Origin of the sequence: Flavobacterium sp., from assembly GCF_013822155.1 — a bacterium.
Lineage (GTDB): Bacteria > Bacteroidota > Bacteroidia > Flavobacteriales > Flavobacteriaceae > Flavobacterium.
The window spans coordinates 1-15,490 of record NZ_PNJW01000063.1 but is presented as its reverse complement, the minus strand read 5'-3'; the positions used below and the strand labels follow the sequence as shown (position 1 = coordinate 15,490).

Genomic DNA, 15,490 nt, shown 5'->3' with positions numbered 1-15,490 from the left:
AATGCTTTTTACCAGTTTGTAGGTGGAGCTTATACATTAAGTATTTATGGTAGTACAGATGGAGGACCAAATCTCAAATCTATAAATATAGGATGTATTGATATGCCATTAATTCAAGAAACTACTTATCTATTAAAAGAAGAATTAACAAATAATTATTTTGGCGAATATAATATTGGAGGAGGAATAACTTTTAGCGGTGCTTCAACAACTTCAAAACCAGGAACATTAACCATTACACGTTTTGACCCAACCAATTTTATTATTTCTGGAACGTTTGAATTTACGGTTTTAGATGATAATGATACTGAAATTAAAATTACCAACGGTCGCTTTGATATGCAATATACAAACTAAAAAATTTTGCCGATGAAATAAAAAAAAATTAAAAAAGAAAGACCATTCCGTTAGACGGAACAGTCTTTCAGTAAAAAATCAAATTAAAACAACCGTTCAACTTTGTTCAATTCAACTTTCAAAATTATGAAAAAATATACAATAATTGCTATATTCTCTTTGCTTTTCCAGTTAGGAATAGCTCAAAACATTAATACCTCTTTGGCGGCAGACATCAATGCCAAATTTGCTCCTTTAGAAAAAAACAGAATTCCTCACAACATTCTTTTAGATTATGGTTTTGATCTTATAGATGTTACCCAGTTTGATGGCGTGCTCCGTTCTGACAATTATATCGATGTAGAGCGTTATAATTTAATTTACAATTCCATAGTTTCTGCTACTACGCAACTCAATGTGAGTGGTGTTGCACCGCCAAAACAAGAACTAAACGAATGGAAAGTGCTGCAAAAACAACAAAACGATATAGCCAAGTTCAATAACAAAGCAGCTGTTGTTTTAAACGGATTGTTTTATAACTATTCTAAAATTAATGCTAACGCACTTGTCAATAACAAAATACTAGTTGTTAATGATAAATATGACGATAGGTACATTAATGGTGTATGGCAAAATCCATACGACACTAAACAAGCATTTGCTATAACATCATCGGTTATAATGCTAAACAAAAGTACCGTAGATGTGGTTTTACCTGCAACGCTTTGGCATACCAACGCAAGTATAACAGAGATTGCAATAGATTTTGGTAACGGTAGTGGATATAAAAATATAACTAATGGTATTGTTGCTTCTACCACCTATACAGCAACAGGTGTTTATACTTGGACGTACAGAATACTAACCAATGGTCAATACAAATATTGTAGACAAAAAGTAAAAGTAAATCAGGCAGATGCTGGTATACTTGCTCGAAACCCAGCTTGTGGAGCACCACAAGTAATAAACATAAATGCTACAAAAGCCTATCAAGGCGTGTTTGGTTCGGCTACCATTCAAGTGGTGCGTGGTGGTGCTTGTAACGAATTACGTAATCCGCTTATTGTAGCCGAAGGATTGGACACAGGTTTGTTGGCACAAGGTGGAACTATTGGGGATTCGGATATCAATAGTTTTTTTCAATCAGTTGATAATTCTGGAAGTGTTGAATTAGAGAATTTTTTAATTAACAACACTGCGGTAGATTATGACATTATTTATGTAAACTGGAATAATGGTACAGATTTTATTCAGCGAAATGCTTATGTATTAGAAGCCGTAATTGCTTGGGTAAATGCCAATAAAACAGGCAGTAACAAAAATGTGGTTTTAGGGCAAAGTATGGGAGGTTTAATCGCTCGTTATGCCTTGCGTGATATGGAGAATAATGGTTTAAACCACGATACCGGTTTGTATATCAGCCATGATGCACCACATCAAGGAGCACACATACCTGTAGGAATGTTACATATGGCTAGACATGTGGTTAATGAATTTATGCAAACACCTTTGGGCAACATAACCATTCCAGTAAATGGGGTTGGAAATGTTGGTCTGGCAACTATTGATGATTTATTAGATGCACCAGCCATAAATCAAATGCTTTTAAATACGGTAGATACTAACGGAACTAGAACAAATACGGTTCATACTACTTGGCAAAATGAATTGAGGTTATTTGGATATCCACAACAAACAAGAAACATCTCGTTGAGCAATGCTAGTCATTGTGCGTCTGGGCAAGGATTAACTTCCAATCAAGAATTAGTTACCGTAACTGGATACGGGGGAACTTCTGATTTAACTAGTCTTCTGATGTTCGTGTTTTTACCTATTGATCCCATAATAGGCGTTGCATTAAACGATGTATCTACTACACTATTGGGTTTTCTACCAGGGAATAGCAAATTAGATTTAGAATTTAGAGCCAATGCTTTTCCTTCTTCAGGAATTGCTCGTATTTATAAAGGCAGACTAACTTTCGAGAAAACATTCCTTTGGCTCGTACCCATAACAAGAACCATTTTTAACAAATCAGTAGATTCTGCAAATGGTGATAAATTTATTGAAAATTATCCAGGAGGATTGACGCCAAATGCTCTGGCAATATCTGAAAGCGATAATGATAGTAATTGGTTTTATAATTATGATTACAATTTTAATATTAATCTAAATTTTAATTTCATTTCAGCAACAAGTGCTTTAGATGTTGGTAGTGGAAATGCAATATTGAGTCATTCTGATTATTTTGCAAAATATACAGCAGCAAATCCTCCTACAGGAATTATGGCAATACCTTTTATAAATTTTTCAACATCTTCAAATCAAAACAACAATTTAAATGCAGAACACATATCTTTTAATCGTAGAAATGGAGACTGGCTAGCAACTGAACTTGATGCTACCCAAAATAATGAACAAATTTTCAATTGCCTTAACTTCTGCTCCAACGCTCAAATTACTGGCAGTAGTATACTTTGTACAACGGGCACATGTACAGTAACAAACGAAGCTACAATCGTAAACTGGTCTATTTCAGAAGGAAATGCATTAGTAACGTTTAGTACAAATGGCAATCAAATAACAATTAATCAAGTCAACCCCAATCAAAGTGGGTATATTACTTTAAATGTTAGTTACAGCAATGATAGATGTGGTTCAGCAACACCGGCTCCAAAAAGAATTTGGGTAGGCCGTCCAGATGTGCAAGACCAAAATATTTATGGTGGTTATAACAATGTTCCCTATAACACAACAACTACTTATACTGTCACTACTGTACCCGGTGCAACAAGTTATTATTGGACACTCTCTAATCTTTCAACTAATTGCGGATGTACCACAAATAGTTTAGGACTAACAACATGTCCCAATGGTGTTGTTTTACCAAAGTTTGCACCAAATAACACATTAACTATCACAACAACATCCCCCACAGCAACCGTTAATTGGGGTAATTGTATAGGAACTTACTCTGTTGATTGTGTTGCAGTAAATAGTTGTGGAACAGATGGTATTTATTATAAAAACGTTAATGTGTATAATCCAAATGGTGGCGGTCCAGACCCCTGTGAAGGTTCTCTTTTAGTATTCCCAAATCCAGTAAATGCCAACAGTGGAGAGCCTGGAAACATTTCGATTGAAGTGATTTATCCACCAATTGATCCGTGTGATGATAATCCTCTTGGAAGAGTTACTAATAATAATGATGTAAAAATTTATGATTTTTACGGAAATATAGTATTCTCAAAAAGATATGACTCAGATAAAATGGAAATATCAAATATCACCTTAAAAAAAGGACATTATATTTTAAACGTGTTTACATCAAAAGGGTTTTATAAAAAAGAAATTATTGTTGTTAGATAAACAACACTATTTTTAAAAAGCAAACAATAAATACCTCATTAATTGTTTGCTTTTTTATTGATATTTCTCAAGTAATTTTTTTATGAATAGTTAAAATCAACTAATTGTATCATCAACATTTGAAGTAGTTTCCTCGTAACTCTTTTTTACGTCATCAATCCATCGTGTTAACATCGGCATCAAAAAAGCAGTTGTGGTTAAAATTGGTTTGTAGAATATTGATTTCTCTTGTTTTTCTTTAGAAATAAATTGATTTTCACTATTTATCTTTTGAACTAGATTCAAAAAAATCCCAATTAACAAAGCTGTTTTCAGCACACTAAAAATTCCGCCGGCTAATTTGTTTACCCAACCTAAAAAAGCAAAATCGGCTATTTTAGTAAATATTTTCGCTAATAAATGAACTCCAATAACTACCAAAATTAAAGTCAATATAAAAGCAGAAATTTGAATGGTTTGCGGATTCCAACTCACAAAACCTTCTAAAAAAGATTTCACTAAATAGGAAAATTTAATGGCAAGAAAAACACCCAATATAAACGAAATAATTGAAGCGATTTCTACAAAAATACCATTTTTGATACCATTGTATAAACTGAAAATAAGCAATATTCCAATTGTAATATCTAAAAAATTCATTTCTAATTTTTCACTAAAATAGTAATTTAGATTTAATCAATATCAACTTCTTATCTTTGTAAAAAAAAGCAGTTGATTGGTTAGTTAAATCTTCCAATATTCAACAGTTAACTTCAAGGCTATGTCAAGAGATATTCAATTAAAAGAACGTTGGGAAAACGTTGTCCAATTATTATCAAATCAATTTGCAGAAGGCGAAATACTTGATTTAGATGCCATTATATATTTAATTGGTGTTCAAGAGTTGGGCAAAGTGAAACAAATTTTCAAAAAAGACGAAAAAATTGAGTTAATGCACATTGCAATTTGTCGATTATTAGAGCCTTATGGTTATTATGAATTTGAATTTTTTGATAATGACGGTTGGCCTCATTATAAAGTAAAAGAAGTGTTACCGCCACTAAAAGCAGGCGAACAAGCCGTTTTGATGAAAGATGCCATTGTAAATTATTTTCTGGAAAGAGAATTGATTGATTAGTTTTGATAAAACTCCCAACTCCCAACTCCCAACTCCTAACTTTTTCCTAAATTTGTAGCTTTATAGCACGAACGATGATAGATAAGATTAAAGAATATATTGGCGAAGCTCAGGCTTTTGAAACAGACAACAAAGAAACTTTAGAACAATTCCGAATAAAATATTTAGGAAGTAAAGGCTTATTGAAAGACTTGTTTGCCGAGTTTAAAAATGTTCCTAATGAACAGAAAAAAGAATTCGGACAGGTTATCAACACACTAAAGAATACAGCCGAAGAGAAAGTGAAATCTATTTTAGAATTACTGGAAAGTAAAGAAGAAACAGTTGGTCTTTTTGGCGATTTGACTCGTCCTGGAGAACCTTTTCCGATAGGTTCCCGTCACCCGATTTCTTTAGTAAAAAATCAAATTATCGATATTTTTTCCAATATTGGGTTCAACGTTTCTGAAGGGCCTGAAATTGAAGATGATTGGCATAATTTCACCGCCTTAAATCTCCCGGAATATCATCCGGCACGAGATATGCAGGATACGTTTTTTATTCAAACCAATCCGGATGTTTTGTTGCGAACGCACACATCCTCGGTTCAGGTGCGATATATGGAAAACAACAAACCGCCTATTCGAACGATTTCACCCGGAAGAGTTTTCAGAAATGAAGCAGTATCTTCTCGTTCACATTGTATTTTTCACCAGGTAGAAGGCTTATACATTGACAAAGATGTTTCGTTTGCCGATTTAAAACAAACACTTTTATATTTCACCAAAGAAATGTTTGGCAAGTCAAAAATTCGTTTGAGACCGTCTTACTTTCCATTTACTGAGCCAAGTGCTGAGGTAGACATTTATTGGGGTTTAAAAACCGAAACAGATTACCGTATCACGAAAGGAACCGGCTGGCTAGAAATTATGGGTTGCGGAATGGTTGATCCAAACGTTTTGAAAAACTGCGGCATCAATCCTGACGAATACAATGGTTTTGCTTTTGGAATGGGAATTGAACGTATTGCGATGTTATTATACCAAATTGGCGACATTCGAATGTTTTATGAAAATGATGTACGTTTTTTAGAACAATTTAAAACAAGTATATAAATTTAACCACCAAGACACCAAGAGCTCACAAAGAACACAAAGATTGAATTGTGAACTTTGTGCCTTCTTAGTGTCTTCGTGGTAAAGCATAAAAAATGAAATCCGACATCATCATCCCAAAAGTTGAAAATGTATTTATGGCCGCTGTTCAAGAGTGGAGCGATGACTTTATGGATAAGGTTTGGTATGTTTATCTTGTAAACGACAGTGATTTTGATTTAGACAGCGTAATGGTTGTTTCCAAAGCTTTCGGAACGATAAATGGAGAAATGAAAAAAACATCTTTGCTGCGTCATGCTTTTATCAAAGTTCCATCTGTTTCAGTAATAAAAGTGGAAATGGTTGAGCAAAGTGTCTTGGCACTTAACAATGAATTTATGGTGACTTATTTTATTGGAAACACGTTATACGATAAAAAATTTATTTTCAGAACCAACACTATTAACGAACGGGCTACTGAAGAAGTGCCTATACTGTTTGTAAATGGTGTAATTGTAAAATAAATTTAGTCTTTCTTCGAAGCAATATTTTTTTCTTTCCACCAAATATAACCCATAATAAAGATTCCAATCAAAAAATGTCCAATGGATTTCAAATAGAATTGAGACGATTTAATTTGATCTAAAACAGCAACTTCTTTGCTGTAAAACAACAGCATAAAGAGTGTCATAAATGTTCCCCAATAAAAGCCTATTTTTAATTGAAATTTCCAGCGGTTACTCATTTAATCCAGCTTATCCGTCAGTTTTTTAAACACACTTTTAGGATCTTTTCCTTCATATAAAATTTCATAAACGGCATCAATTATTGGCGTTTTTGCTTGATAGTTTTGGTTCAGTTTATAGGCACTTTTCACGGCATAATAACCTTCTGCCACCATGCTCATTTCCATCATGGCACTTTTCACGGTATATCCTTTTCCAATCATGTTTCCAAACATTCGATTTCGGGAAAACACAGAATAACCGGTTACTAATAAATCGCCTAAATAAGCAGAATCATTAATGTTTCGTTTCATCCGGTGTACTTTTTTGATGAACTTTTTCATTTCACGAATGGAATTACTCATCAATAAAGCCTGAAAATTGTCGCCATATCCTAAGCCGTGAGCCATACCGGCCGCGATAGCATAAATATTTTTTAACATGGCAGCATATTCCGTTCCGATAATATCATCGGAAATTTTTGTTTTGATGTATTTACAAGATAAATTTTGAGCCACCACTTTAGCTTTTTTTGCATCAGCACAAGCAATTGTCAAGTACGAAAGACGTTCTAAAGCAACTTCTTCCGCGTGACACGGACCTGTAATTACTCCAATATTTTCATAAGGGATGTCGTATTTTTTGTGAAAATGTTCACCAACAATTAAAAATGTTTCCGGAACAATTCCTTTGATGGCAGAAAAAATGACTTTATGTTCAAATGATTCCGTTAATTTTTCTAATTCAGTGTTTAAAAAGGCGGAAGGAATAGCAAAGATAAGGTAATCTGCATAGGCAACCGCTTCATTAATATCTGTAGTAAGCTTTAATTTATTGGTATTGAATTCAACAGAACTCAAATAGTTTGGATTGTGTTTTTCTGCTTTGATGTGGTCAACCGCGGTTTGATTTCGCATATACCAACAAATTTCTGTTTGGTTTTCGCAAAGCATTTTTGCTATCGCAGTTGCCCAGCTACCACCACCGATGACAGCAAATTTTGGTGAATTGTTCATTTTGTTTATTTGTTTGGAAAGGTAAATTTAACTTAAATTTTTAAAATCATATCCCAAAATTCGAATCAATTTATCGGAACTTATTGTTTTTCCAATAGAAGTCAGACTTTCATTAAATTGCGGAAAAGCTAAATTGTATTCTATCGCTTTTTCTGTATAATATCTTTTTCGGGATGGATGAAAAGGAGCCACAGCATTAAAAACTTCACCCCAACAATCCTGTTCTATTATTCTTTCAATAATTGCAATGCAATCTTCCTGATGAATTAAATTAATTGGAGCTTCCGGATTTTCCAAATTAGTTCTTCCGGCCAAAAAACGGATTGGATGCCTGTCTTTACCAATTAAACCTCCAAAACGAAGAATTGTTGTTTGAAAAAAAGTATTGTTTAGTAATAATTTTTCAGAATCCAAAAGTTGAAGACCACTTTCTGTCTCTGGATTTGGAATTGTATTTTCAGTTACAACGTTATTATTATCTGCATAAACGGATGTTGAACTGATAAAAAGCACTTTATTTATTGTAGACTGTTCAATAGAAGGAAGTAATGTTTTTATTTTTGAGACGAAATTTTCGTTAGAATTCCCTCTTAATTTGGGTGGAATAGCAATGATAAGTATTTCAGAATTTAAAAGAAAGCTTGAGAGATCTCCTTGAATTTCATTTTCATCAAGAGAAAGAAGAAAAGGAGAAATGCCCACAGACTTGAAAGTTTCTAATTTAGAAAAGGAAGTTGTCGAACCGTTTATTGAATAATTTTTGCTTAGTAATGATTTTGCTAAGGGAAATCCTAACCAGCCACATCCTAAAATACTAATTTGCTTCAAGACTGTCTTTTTTTATGATAATTGAATCTTTAATTACATCGTATTTCTCTGATTCTAAAATTTGTTTTTCGATTGGTTTTGCCTTAAAAATTTTCTTTTTTACCACAATTGCATCATTTAGGACAAAAGGCATTGGGATAAATTCATCCGGACGATTTGGAATAGAAAACATCGGATTTTCCAATAAATCAAAGGAAGAAATCATAACTTCCATTTCTAATTCAGCTTCTTTTGAGATTTGAAAACTAAGTGTCAAAGGTTTATTGTCAATGGGATAATAATTTAATAATCTAGAATCTTTTCTTTTGTAAAAGCTTCCTTTTTGATTTATAGCTATAATTCCATTGGCTTTCATATTGTGAAATTTCAACTTTTCATCTGCAAAAACATCCATTCTATTCACATTTCTGTTTGGAATAATTTGTAATGTAACAGAACGGTAATTTCCAATGATTGTATCGCGAAGAAAAGTAAAAGTAGGTTCTGAAATATTTTTTCTTGGAGCTTCAGCAGCATAACTAAACCCGGAATTATATTTACTGCTTACTGTGTTTTTATTTAAATTATCGCCTGATTTTGGAGATTCTCCTAAATATTTTTTTGTCCAAGGGTCCAATACTTTATCATAAGTTGCCCAATAATATTTATGTGAATTAGCATCAGCAATATATAATAAACTGTTTGGCTTAGCCTTTCCTTTTTCAAAACCACTTGTGAAGTGAGCTTTGATTAAAAAAGCAAAAGCAAGTACAAAAAACAACCATCCCCAAACTTTTTTATTGGAAAAAGTTCCTAAAACCGGAATTAATAATGAGAAAACAAAGACTACAAACAAAGCACTTCCGGTTAACATTTTTAGACCTAATCCAATTGGAAATAATTGAATAAAAGGCACCAAAATAAACAGCACAGGAATGCTTAAGGCAATGTTTAAAAGTAAATTTGATTTATTGTTGTAAACAAATATACCTAAACTAAATATACCAAAATAGGCAGGAATAATAAAAAAAGAAGCTCCTTCTAAATAGACAAAAACAACTATATTGATGATTAACCAAAAGAATAACGGAGCTACATAATAACTTAAAGTAGTTTTAGAATTTAAGAATTTAGAATAAATCCAAAAGCAAATCGCGATAGTTAAGAACACAAAAGCAAGTATGTAACTATGACCATTATACGTAAATCCATGAAGCATATCTTGGTATTCAGGATATAAGGACTGAATCATTTTCCATCCAAAGAAAACAACGATTCCGGAAATCAGCAATGAACCAAAAAGTGGAATGAATCCTTTTAATACATCTTTGAAATCTAATACATGTTTTCCTAATCCAAGAATAACAACCCCAAAAAACAAAATAAATGAAACAATCAATAATGGTAAATTCCAACTAAAAGGATAATGAATAAAGTCAAACGGAATACTAAAATAAATATGGTCTTCGGTTGTTTTTAAATTACTTAGATCTGCATTTGAAAAATGAGTAAGCAAAGGCATTAAATAGGTTGCTTGGTGTTCTAAAGATTCAGGAGTAAAGTTTTCAAAATTATCTTGAACAGTATGATAATCAAAATGGTCGTCAATAAAAGCAAAATTAAAACCCGGAATATCGGCAGTTTCCCTAAAAGCAGTTAAATCCGTATCATTAGGGAGCATTTTGTAGATGCTGTACATCAGTGAATTTGATACGGTATAATCAGGATCAGCCTCAGCAAAACCTTTAATTAAATTTGCATTACCACCATTGGTTTCTGCTAACATCATCGACGGACCCTTGGTACCACGAGCTTCAAAATTTATAACTAACCCTACGTTTTTTGCCCAAGGATGTTCAGTAGCAAATGCATATGCTCCATTTAAACCGAGTTCTTCAGCATCAGAAAACACAATGATAATGTCGTTTTTATGGGGAGAATTGTTGTGAAGAAAAGTTCGAATTCCTTCTAAAATTACGGCAAGACCATTGGCGTCATCACTGGCTCCATATGATTTTGAATGAGGAGCACTGTCGTAATGTGTTAATAATAACAAGGCTTTTGAGGAATTAGAACCTTTAATTCGGGCAATTACATTTTGTGTTTCAACTAAGTTGTTCCATTTACTTAAAACAGCACTTTTTTGAATTTCAGTTTCAAGGCCAAGTTTTTTTAATTCACTGTCAAGGTAATCAATTACATTTTGATGGTATGAACTTCCCACAAAATGGGGTTCTTTGGAAATGGCTTTGATGTGCTTTAATCCTCTTGCGGTTGAAAATTCAGAAAGAGGGGCATCTTCCTTTGAATAATCACTAGGCATCATGCGATAAAAAATAAAAGCAATAATCCCGGTAATCAGTAATGCCGAAAGTAGCGAGGTATAATTTTTTTTCATCATTATGTAGGTTAGTTACTTTAAATTAATGATCTTTTTTGACTAGCATATAATAATCGTTTTCTAAAACCATATAGCCCTGATCATATAAAAAATAATAAGTATTTCCGGTTTTTGTATGTAAAACAGATGTAAAATAATCAAAATCAAACCCCTTACTGAGCAGTTTTGATTTAGTTGTTTTGCTCTTACCATCAACATTTAAATCACTTAAAATGCGATAATTTTTGCGTAATTTATTATTAATATTCCGCATCAAATTTGTACTGTCTTTGTTTATCTTGTTGTTATAGGCATTCCTACAACCGTCGCTGCAAAACTTTTTGTCTTCGCGACCGATAATTTTTTCACCACATTCTAAACAGTTTTTCATAAGCTCTTGTGATTATTTCAACTTTTTGATATTATATAAATCGTGTCTTCTGTCTTTTAAAATCCGAACTGTTCCATATTCGTGTAATTGTTTTAACAAATCTAAGTCAACATCAACAATCAGTGTCATTTCAGTGTTTGGCGTAGCTTCAGCTTTAATCCCATTATTTGGAAAAGCAAAATCAGAGGGTGTGAAAACTGCCGATTGGGCATATTGAATATCCATGTTATTTACTTTCGGTAAATTCCCAACACATCCTGCAATTGCTACATAACATTCGTTTTCAATAGCTCTCGATTGGGCACAATGTTTAACTCGAGTGTAACCATTTTGAGTGTCGGTTAAAAACGGAACAAACAGTATGTTCATGCCTTCATCGGCCATTAAACGTGATAATTCAGGGAATTCAACATCGTAACAAATCATGATTCCAATTTTTCCGCAATCGGTATCAAAAGTTTTAATTTGCGAACCGCCTTTCATTCCCCAATGCAAAGATTCATTCGGGGTGATATGAATTTTAGTATACATTTCACTTGAACCATCACGTTTGCATAAAAAACCAACGTTGTATAACACTCCGTTTTCAAGATACGGCATACTTCCCGTAATGATGTTGATGTTATAGGAGATCGCATATTCTTGAAATCTTTTTCGAATAGGTTCGGTATGTCTTGCTAATTCGCGAATGGCATCCGCTTCTGAAAGATGATTATAATCGGCCATTAAAGGAGCGGTGAATAATTCCGGGAAAAGAGCAAAATCACTTCCATAACCCGAAACTACATCAATAAAAAATTCAGCTTGTTCAAAAAGTTGTTCAAGGTTATTCAGCGGACGCATTTGCCATTGAATCAAACCTAACCGGATGACACTTTTTTTCAAGTTGATTAAATTCGGACTTTCATCATAGTAAATGTTGTTCCATTCCATTAAAACAGCATATTCGTTGGAACTGGTGTCGCCAACCAAATAGTTTTTCATGATTTTTTTTACGTGAAAATCATTGCTTATTTGGAACGAAAGAACAGGATCGTATAATTCTTTTAATTTCACCTTTTCGATGTATTCTTTTGGTGAAAGTTTGTCCATGTAATCAATGTAATTTGGAATTCGTCCGGCAAAAATGATGGATTTTAAATTCAATTGCTCACACAATTCTTTTCGAGCATCATATAATCTTCGCCCTAAACGGAGTCCGCGGTATTTTGGATGTATGAATACATCAATACCATACAACACTTCTCCATTGGGATTATGTGTTGAAAAAGTATAATTTCCTGTAATTTGAGCATAGGTATGGTTGGCAATTACTTTATTATAATCAATAATCAATGAAAGTGCAGAACCAACCACTTTGTCATCCACCAAAACCACCAATTGACCTTCCGGGAAAATAGCTAGTAATTTCTCGATATGATGTTCTTTCCAATAGGAGTTTTCCAACTCACTGTAGGCTTCCATCATCGAATTTTTGAGTTCTTTGTAATCTTCAATCTTTAAATTTCGCAATTCAATTTTTCGAATAGCTTCCTGCATATATCTTTGTTTTTGTGCAAGATACGAATAAAATGTTCCGTTTGCAAACGGTTACAAACATTTACAACCGAAAGTAATTGTTTTACTACCGAATACTTTTTGAATACCGTCACAACTTTGTACCGTTGATTTGAAACAACCATCAACAAAAATCATTTATAAACCATTTAAATTTTTACACGCCATGAAAGCATTACAAAACAAAGTTCAGTTAATCGGTCATGTAGGCAAAGACCCAATTATCAAAGATTTTGAAGGAGGAAAAAAATTAGCCAATTTATCACTTGCAACCAAAGATGTGTATGTGAGTAAAAAAGGAGATCAGGTAGAACAAACCCAATGGCACAATATTGTAGCATGGGGAAAAACGGCAGAAATAATCGAACGGTTTGTTGAAAAAGGAAAACAAATCGGCATCACTGGGAAATTGACGTCCAGATCTTACGATGACAAAGAAGGAAACAAACGCTATGTTACCGAAGTAGTTGTGAGTGAACTGCTCTTGATGAAATAAAATCAATATCAAAAGTCAATTACACTATCAAAAATCAAAAACAGTAATCAATTTTAAATTTTATACGCCATGAACACAATGAAAAACAGAGTACAGTTAATCGGTCATGTAGGAAATGACCCGGAAGTAAAAACCTTTGAAGGTGGAAAAGTAGCTAATTTAAACATTGCTACTAATGATTCATACACCAACAAAAAAGGAGAGAAAGTAGAACAAACGGAATGGCATCGTATTGTTGCCTGGGGTCCAACAGCTGAAATCATTGAAAAATTAGTCAACAAAGGAAAAGAAATTGCCATTGAAGGTAAGCTCTCTACCAGAAGTTATGACGATAAAGAGGGAAACAAACGGTATATCACCGAAGTCGTTGTTAGTGATATAATGCTAATTGGTAAATAAGTTTAACCACTAAACACAAGAAATCATGAAAGTAAAACACTTTAGAGTTCGTGTGAGTGGAGAACACTTGCAAAACGATCAAGATGCCATCAATCAATTTTTAACAGAAGTTACGGTTGAAAAAACGGCGACAAATTTCATATCTGGAATGATAGATTATTGGTCAGTGTTGGTTTTTTATACTTCCAAAAATGCAAAACCAAAAGAATCATTTGAAAGTGAAAAAGTAGCCGTATTAAATTATGAGGAATTAAGTCAGGAAGAAAAAAACACCCTGAATTCACTTAAAAATTGGCGGACGGAAAAATCATCAAAATTGGGCTTGCCACAATACATGATTTGCCATAATTCTGAATTAATGACAATCGCAAAAGTAAAACCAGAAACCGTTGAAGAATTAAAAAAAATAAAAGGTTTTGGGGAACAAAAAATCTCTCGCTACGGTACAGATATTATTTCATTATTAACGGCCAGTTAATTAATTTTATAAAAATAGGGTAGTTTAATAAATCATCTGACTTGTCGGATGATTTTTTTTTGTATATTTAAAGTCCTAAAAGTAAATTGATTAGCTATGCCAGTAAAAAGTTATCAGGGAGAATCTGTAGGAGTACAAGCTCCCAAAGCTGAAGAAATTCATGTAGAACATTACATGAATAAGTCGGTAGTGAGTTTTAAAACAACTCAGGATATTTTAGAAATTATGGATGCCCTGGTTAAAAACTGTATTTCAGGAGGGCCAATTGTATCAGATTCTAATGAAGTTGTAGGGTTTATTTCAGAAGGTGATTGTATTCGACAACTCACCGAAAGTAAATATTATAATCTTCCGATGGAAGAAATGAATATTGAACATTACATGACTAAAAATGTTATTTGTGTTGGACCTGATGAAAGTTTACTAGACATCGCAAACAAGTTTTTGACCACAAAAAAAAGAAATTTCCCGGTAGTTCGCGATGGAAAACTAATCGGTTTAATCAGCCAAAAAAATGTTTTAAAAGCGGTACTTGAATGGAAAGGAACTCATTATAGACGTCATTAATAAATTGATTATTTGGCAATTGAAATTGTTTCAGGGAACAGCAATAAATCTTTTGGTAAACAACATTTGCCAACTAAAAATGGTTGATAGTATTCAAAAACTAAAAAGAATAACCATCTTCAAATTTTCGCAATATTAGTTGTTTTACCTTTGAATCGTAATAACTTAAAATATAGTAGTCTTTGTATTTTATTCTATTATATGTTATAATCGAATTGTTTTCTTGTAAAAATCCCGAGATAAAATCTTCAGCCAAAGGGTCAAATGGAGATTGTTTAGGTTTGAATTCTGAATCAAAACGGCATTCAAAAAATACATTCTGTGTTATTTCATTTGCATATAAATCAGGTGAATAGACTTCTCCACCAGCAATTATACCACCAATGGTAACTAATGATCCAATAACTAAACTACCGGAACTTAAAACATTATTTGTTCCGCCAATAGTAAACAACAAATCGTTTTGGGTCTTATAAACCGTTAATCCTAAGGATTTGTTTTTTAATCGATTTAAAAATTTTTGTGTGTTTTTAATTTCTTGAGGTTGATAATTTCCACTTTGAATATAAAATGGCGAATTTTTAAATGAAATAACTTCGTTTTGCATTACACTATACTGGAGTGTTGGTTCTTTTCCACTATAATCATGTTTAGAAATTATCAATTGGGTTTCATTAGCTTTAAATTGATATAAATTTCCGTCATGATAAAAAGAGTTTGATTTGCCAACCCCACTTTTTAAAGTTTCTTGGGAGAATTTTTTTTCTGTTATTTCATAA

15 protein-coding genes and 2 pseudogenes are annotated in these 15,490 nt (G+C 32.9%); 9 read left to right on the top strand and 8 right to left on the bottom strand.

Translation table 11 applies throughout. The features are described 5' to 3' along the window. Together C0512_RS12905 and C0512_RS12900 are read left to right on the top strand one after the other, a co-directional pair. Positions 1-357 (top strand): annotated as a pseudogene (locus tag C0512_RS12905) (hypothetical protein); the annotation flags it as partial. Between the two features lie 126 nt (positions 358-483). After that, positions 484-3,705 (top strand): T9SS type A sorting domain-containing protein, encoded by a 3,222-nt coding sequence (locus C0512_RS12900; RefSeq protein ID WP_290862234.1) that lies wholly within the window; start codon positions 484-486, stop codon positions 3,703-3,705. 96 nt (positions 3,706-3,801) lie between these two features. On the opposite strand, the gene C0512_RS12895 is transcribed toward C0512_RS12900, so the two are convergent. Further along, complete coding sequence (locus C0512_RS12895) at positions 3,802-4,344, bottom strand: CvpA family protein (protein WP_290862232.1); 543 nt, start codon at positions 4,342-4,344, stop codon at positions 3,802-3,804. Positions 4,345-4,465: 121 nt separating this feature from the next. Here C0512_RS12895 and C0512_RS12890 point away from each other — a divergent pair, with 121 nt between their 5' ends. The 3 genes from C0512_RS12890 (at position 4,466) to C0512_RS12880 (ending at position 6,419) form a co-directional block, all read left to right on the top strand. Next, positions 4,466-4,822 carry a hypothetical protein gene (locus C0512_RS12890; RefSeq protein ID WP_290862230.1) on the top strand — a complete coding sequence of 119 codons (357 nt, stop codon included), beginning with the start codon at positions 4,466-4,468 and terminating at the stop codon, positions 4,820-4,822. Between the two features lie 74 nt (positions 4,823-4,896). After that, on the top strand, positions 4,897-5,916 hold the full coding sequence (pheS, locus tag C0512_RS12885) for a phenylalanine--tRNA ligase subunit alpha (protein WP_290862228.1): 1,020 nt from the start codon (positions 4,897-4,899) through the stop codon (positions 5,914-5,916). Between the two features lie 95 nt (positions 5,917-6,011). Further along, complete coding sequence (locus tag C0512_RS12880; RefSeq protein WP_290862226.1) at positions 6,012-6,419, top strand: hypothetical protein; 408 nt, start codon at positions 6,012-6,014, stop codon at positions 6,417-6,419. A 2-nt stretch (positions 6,420-6,421) separates the two neighbouring features. Here C0512_RS12880 and C0512_RS12875 read toward each other — a convergent pair whose 3' ends face one another. From C0512_RS12875 to C0512_RS12850, 6 genes are read right to left on the bottom strand one after another with little or no spacing between them, the layout of a single operon-like run. Further along, positions 6,422-6,640, bottom strand: coding sequence for a hypothetical protein (locus tag C0512_RS12875; RefSeq protein ID WP_290862224.1), 219 nt, complete (start codon positions 6,638-6,640; stop codon positions 6,422-6,424). Continuing rightward, complete coding sequence (locus C0512_RS12870; RefSeq protein WP_290862222.1) at positions 6,641-7,636, bottom strand: NAD(P)H-dependent glycerol-3-phosphate dehydrogenase; 996 nt, start codon at positions 7,634-7,636, stop codon at positions 6,641-6,643. It lies immediately after the preceding gene. A 27-nt stretch (positions 7,637-7,663) separates the two neighbouring features. After that, positions 7,664-8,464 carry an SDR family NAD(P)-dependent oxidoreductase gene (locus C0512_RS12865; protein ID WP_290862220.1) on the bottom strand — a complete coding sequence of 267 codons (801 nt, stop codon included), beginning with the start codon at positions 8,462-8,464 and terminating at the stop codon, positions 7,664-7,666. Then, the gene (locus tag C0512_RS12860; protein ID WP_290862218.1) at positions 8,451-10,841 is read right to left on the bottom strand and encodes a M28 family peptidase; all 2,391 of its coding nucleotides are present in this window, start codon (positions 10,839-10,841) and stop codon (positions 8,451-8,453) included. Before C0512_RS12860 ends, C0512_RS12865 begins: the two co-directional genes overlap by 14 nt. Before the next feature lie 25 nt (positions 10,842-10,866). Continuing rightward, a complete protein-coding gene (locus C0512_RS12855) occupies positions 10,867-11,214 on the bottom strand; it encodes a hypothetical protein (protein ID WP_290862216.1) in 348 nt (115 codons plus the stop codon). Positions 11,215-11,226: 12 nt separating this feature from the next. Then, entirely contained in the window at positions 11,227-12,753 is a 1,527-nt protein-coding gene (locus C0512_RS12850) for a bifunctional GNAT family N-acetyltransferase/carbon-nitrogen hydrolase family protein (protein WP_290862214.1), read from the bottom strand. A gap of 184 nt (positions 12,754-12,937) precedes the next feature. Between C0512_RS12850 and C0512_RS12845 the strand changes: the two genes are divergently transcribed. The 4 genes from C0512_RS12845 (at position 12,938) to C0512_RS12830 (ending at position 14,711) form a co-directional block, all read left to right on the top strand. Next, positions 12,938-13,267 (top strand): single-stranded DNA-binding protein, encoded by a 330-nt coding sequence (locus C0512_RS12845; protein WP_290862212.1) that lies wholly within the window; start codon positions 12,938-12,940, stop codon positions 13,265-13,267. A gap of 78 nt (positions 13,268-13,345) precedes the next feature. Beyond that, the gene (locus C0512_RS12840; RefSeq protein WP_290862236.1) at positions 13,346-13,666 is read left to right on the top strand and encodes a single-stranded DNA-binding protein; all 321 of its coding nucleotides are present in this window, start codon (positions 13,346-13,348) and stop codon (positions 13,664-13,666) included. Between the two features lie 25 nt (positions 13,667-13,691). Beyond that, a complete protein-coding gene (locus tag C0512_RS12835; protein ID WP_290862210.1) occupies positions 13,692-14,144 on the top strand; it encodes an HRDC domain-containing protein in 453 nt (150 codons plus the stop codon). A gap of 96 nt (positions 14,145-14,240) precedes the next feature. Further along, positions 14,241-14,711 (top strand): CBS domain-containing protein, encoded by a 471-nt coding sequence (locus C0512_RS12830; protein ID WP_290862208.1) that lies wholly within the window; start codon positions 14,241-14,243, stop codon positions 14,709-14,711. Positions 14,712-14,811: 100 nt separating this feature from the next. Here the strand turns inward: C0512_RS12830 and C0512_RS12825 are convergent. Next, positions 14,812-15,490: pseudogene (locus C0512_RS12825) on the bottom strand (hypothetical protein); the annotation flags it as partial.

Coding starts and splice junctions, on each gene's coding strand:
- C0512_RS12900 (WP_290862234.1), top strand. CDS start 484: ATGAAAAAATATACAATAATTGCTATATTCTCTTTGCTTTTCCAGTTA.
- C0512_RS12895 (WP_290862232.1), bottom strand. CDS start 4,344: ATGAATTTTTTAGATATTACAATTGGAATATTGCTTATTTTCAGTTTA.
- C0512_RS12890 (WP_290862230.1), top strand. CDS start 4,466: ATGTCAAGAGATATTCAATTAAAAGAACGTTGGGAAAACGTTGTCCAA.
- pheS (WP_290862228.1), top strand. CDS start 4,897: ATGATAGATAAGATTAAAGAATATATTGGCGAAGCTCAGGCTTTTGAA.
- C0512_RS12880 (WP_290862226.1), top strand. CDS start 6,012: ATGAAATCCGACATCATCATCCCAAAAGTTGAAAATGTATTTATGGCC.
- C0512_RS12875 (WP_290862224.1), bottom strand. CDS start 6,640: ATGAGTAACCGCTGGAAATTTCAATTAAAAATAGGCTTTTATTGGGGA.
- C0512_RS12870 (WP_290862222.1), bottom strand. CDS start 7,636: ATGAACAATTCACCAAAATTTGCTGTCATCGGTGGTGGTAGCTGGGCA.
- C0512_RS12860 (WP_290862218.1), bottom strand. CDS start 10,841: ATGAAAAAAAATTATACCTCGCTACTTTCGGCATTACTGATTACCGGG.
- C0512_RS12855 (WP_290862216.1), bottom strand. CDS start 11,214: ATGAAAAACTGTTTAGAATGTGGTGAAAAAATTATCGGTCGCGAAGAC.
- C0512_RS12850 (WP_290862214.1), bottom strand. CDS start 12,753: ATGCAGGAAGCTATTCGAAAAATTGAATTGCGAAATTTAAAGATTGAA.
- C0512_RS12845 (WP_290862212.1), top strand. CDS start 12,938: ATGAAAGCATTACAAAACAAAGTTCAGTTAATCGGTCATGTAGGCAAA.
- C0512_RS12840 (WP_290862236.1), top strand. CDS start 13,346: ATGAAAAACAGAGTACAGTTAATCGGTCATGTAGGAAATGACCCGGAA.
- C0512_RS12835 (WP_290862210.1), top strand. CDS start 13,692: ATGAAAGTAAAACACTTTAGAGTTCGTGTGAGTGGAGAACACTTGCAA.
- C0512_RS12830 (WP_290862208.1), top strand. CDS start 14,241: ATGCCAGTAAAAAGTTATCAGGGAGAATCTGTAGGAGTACAAGCTCCC.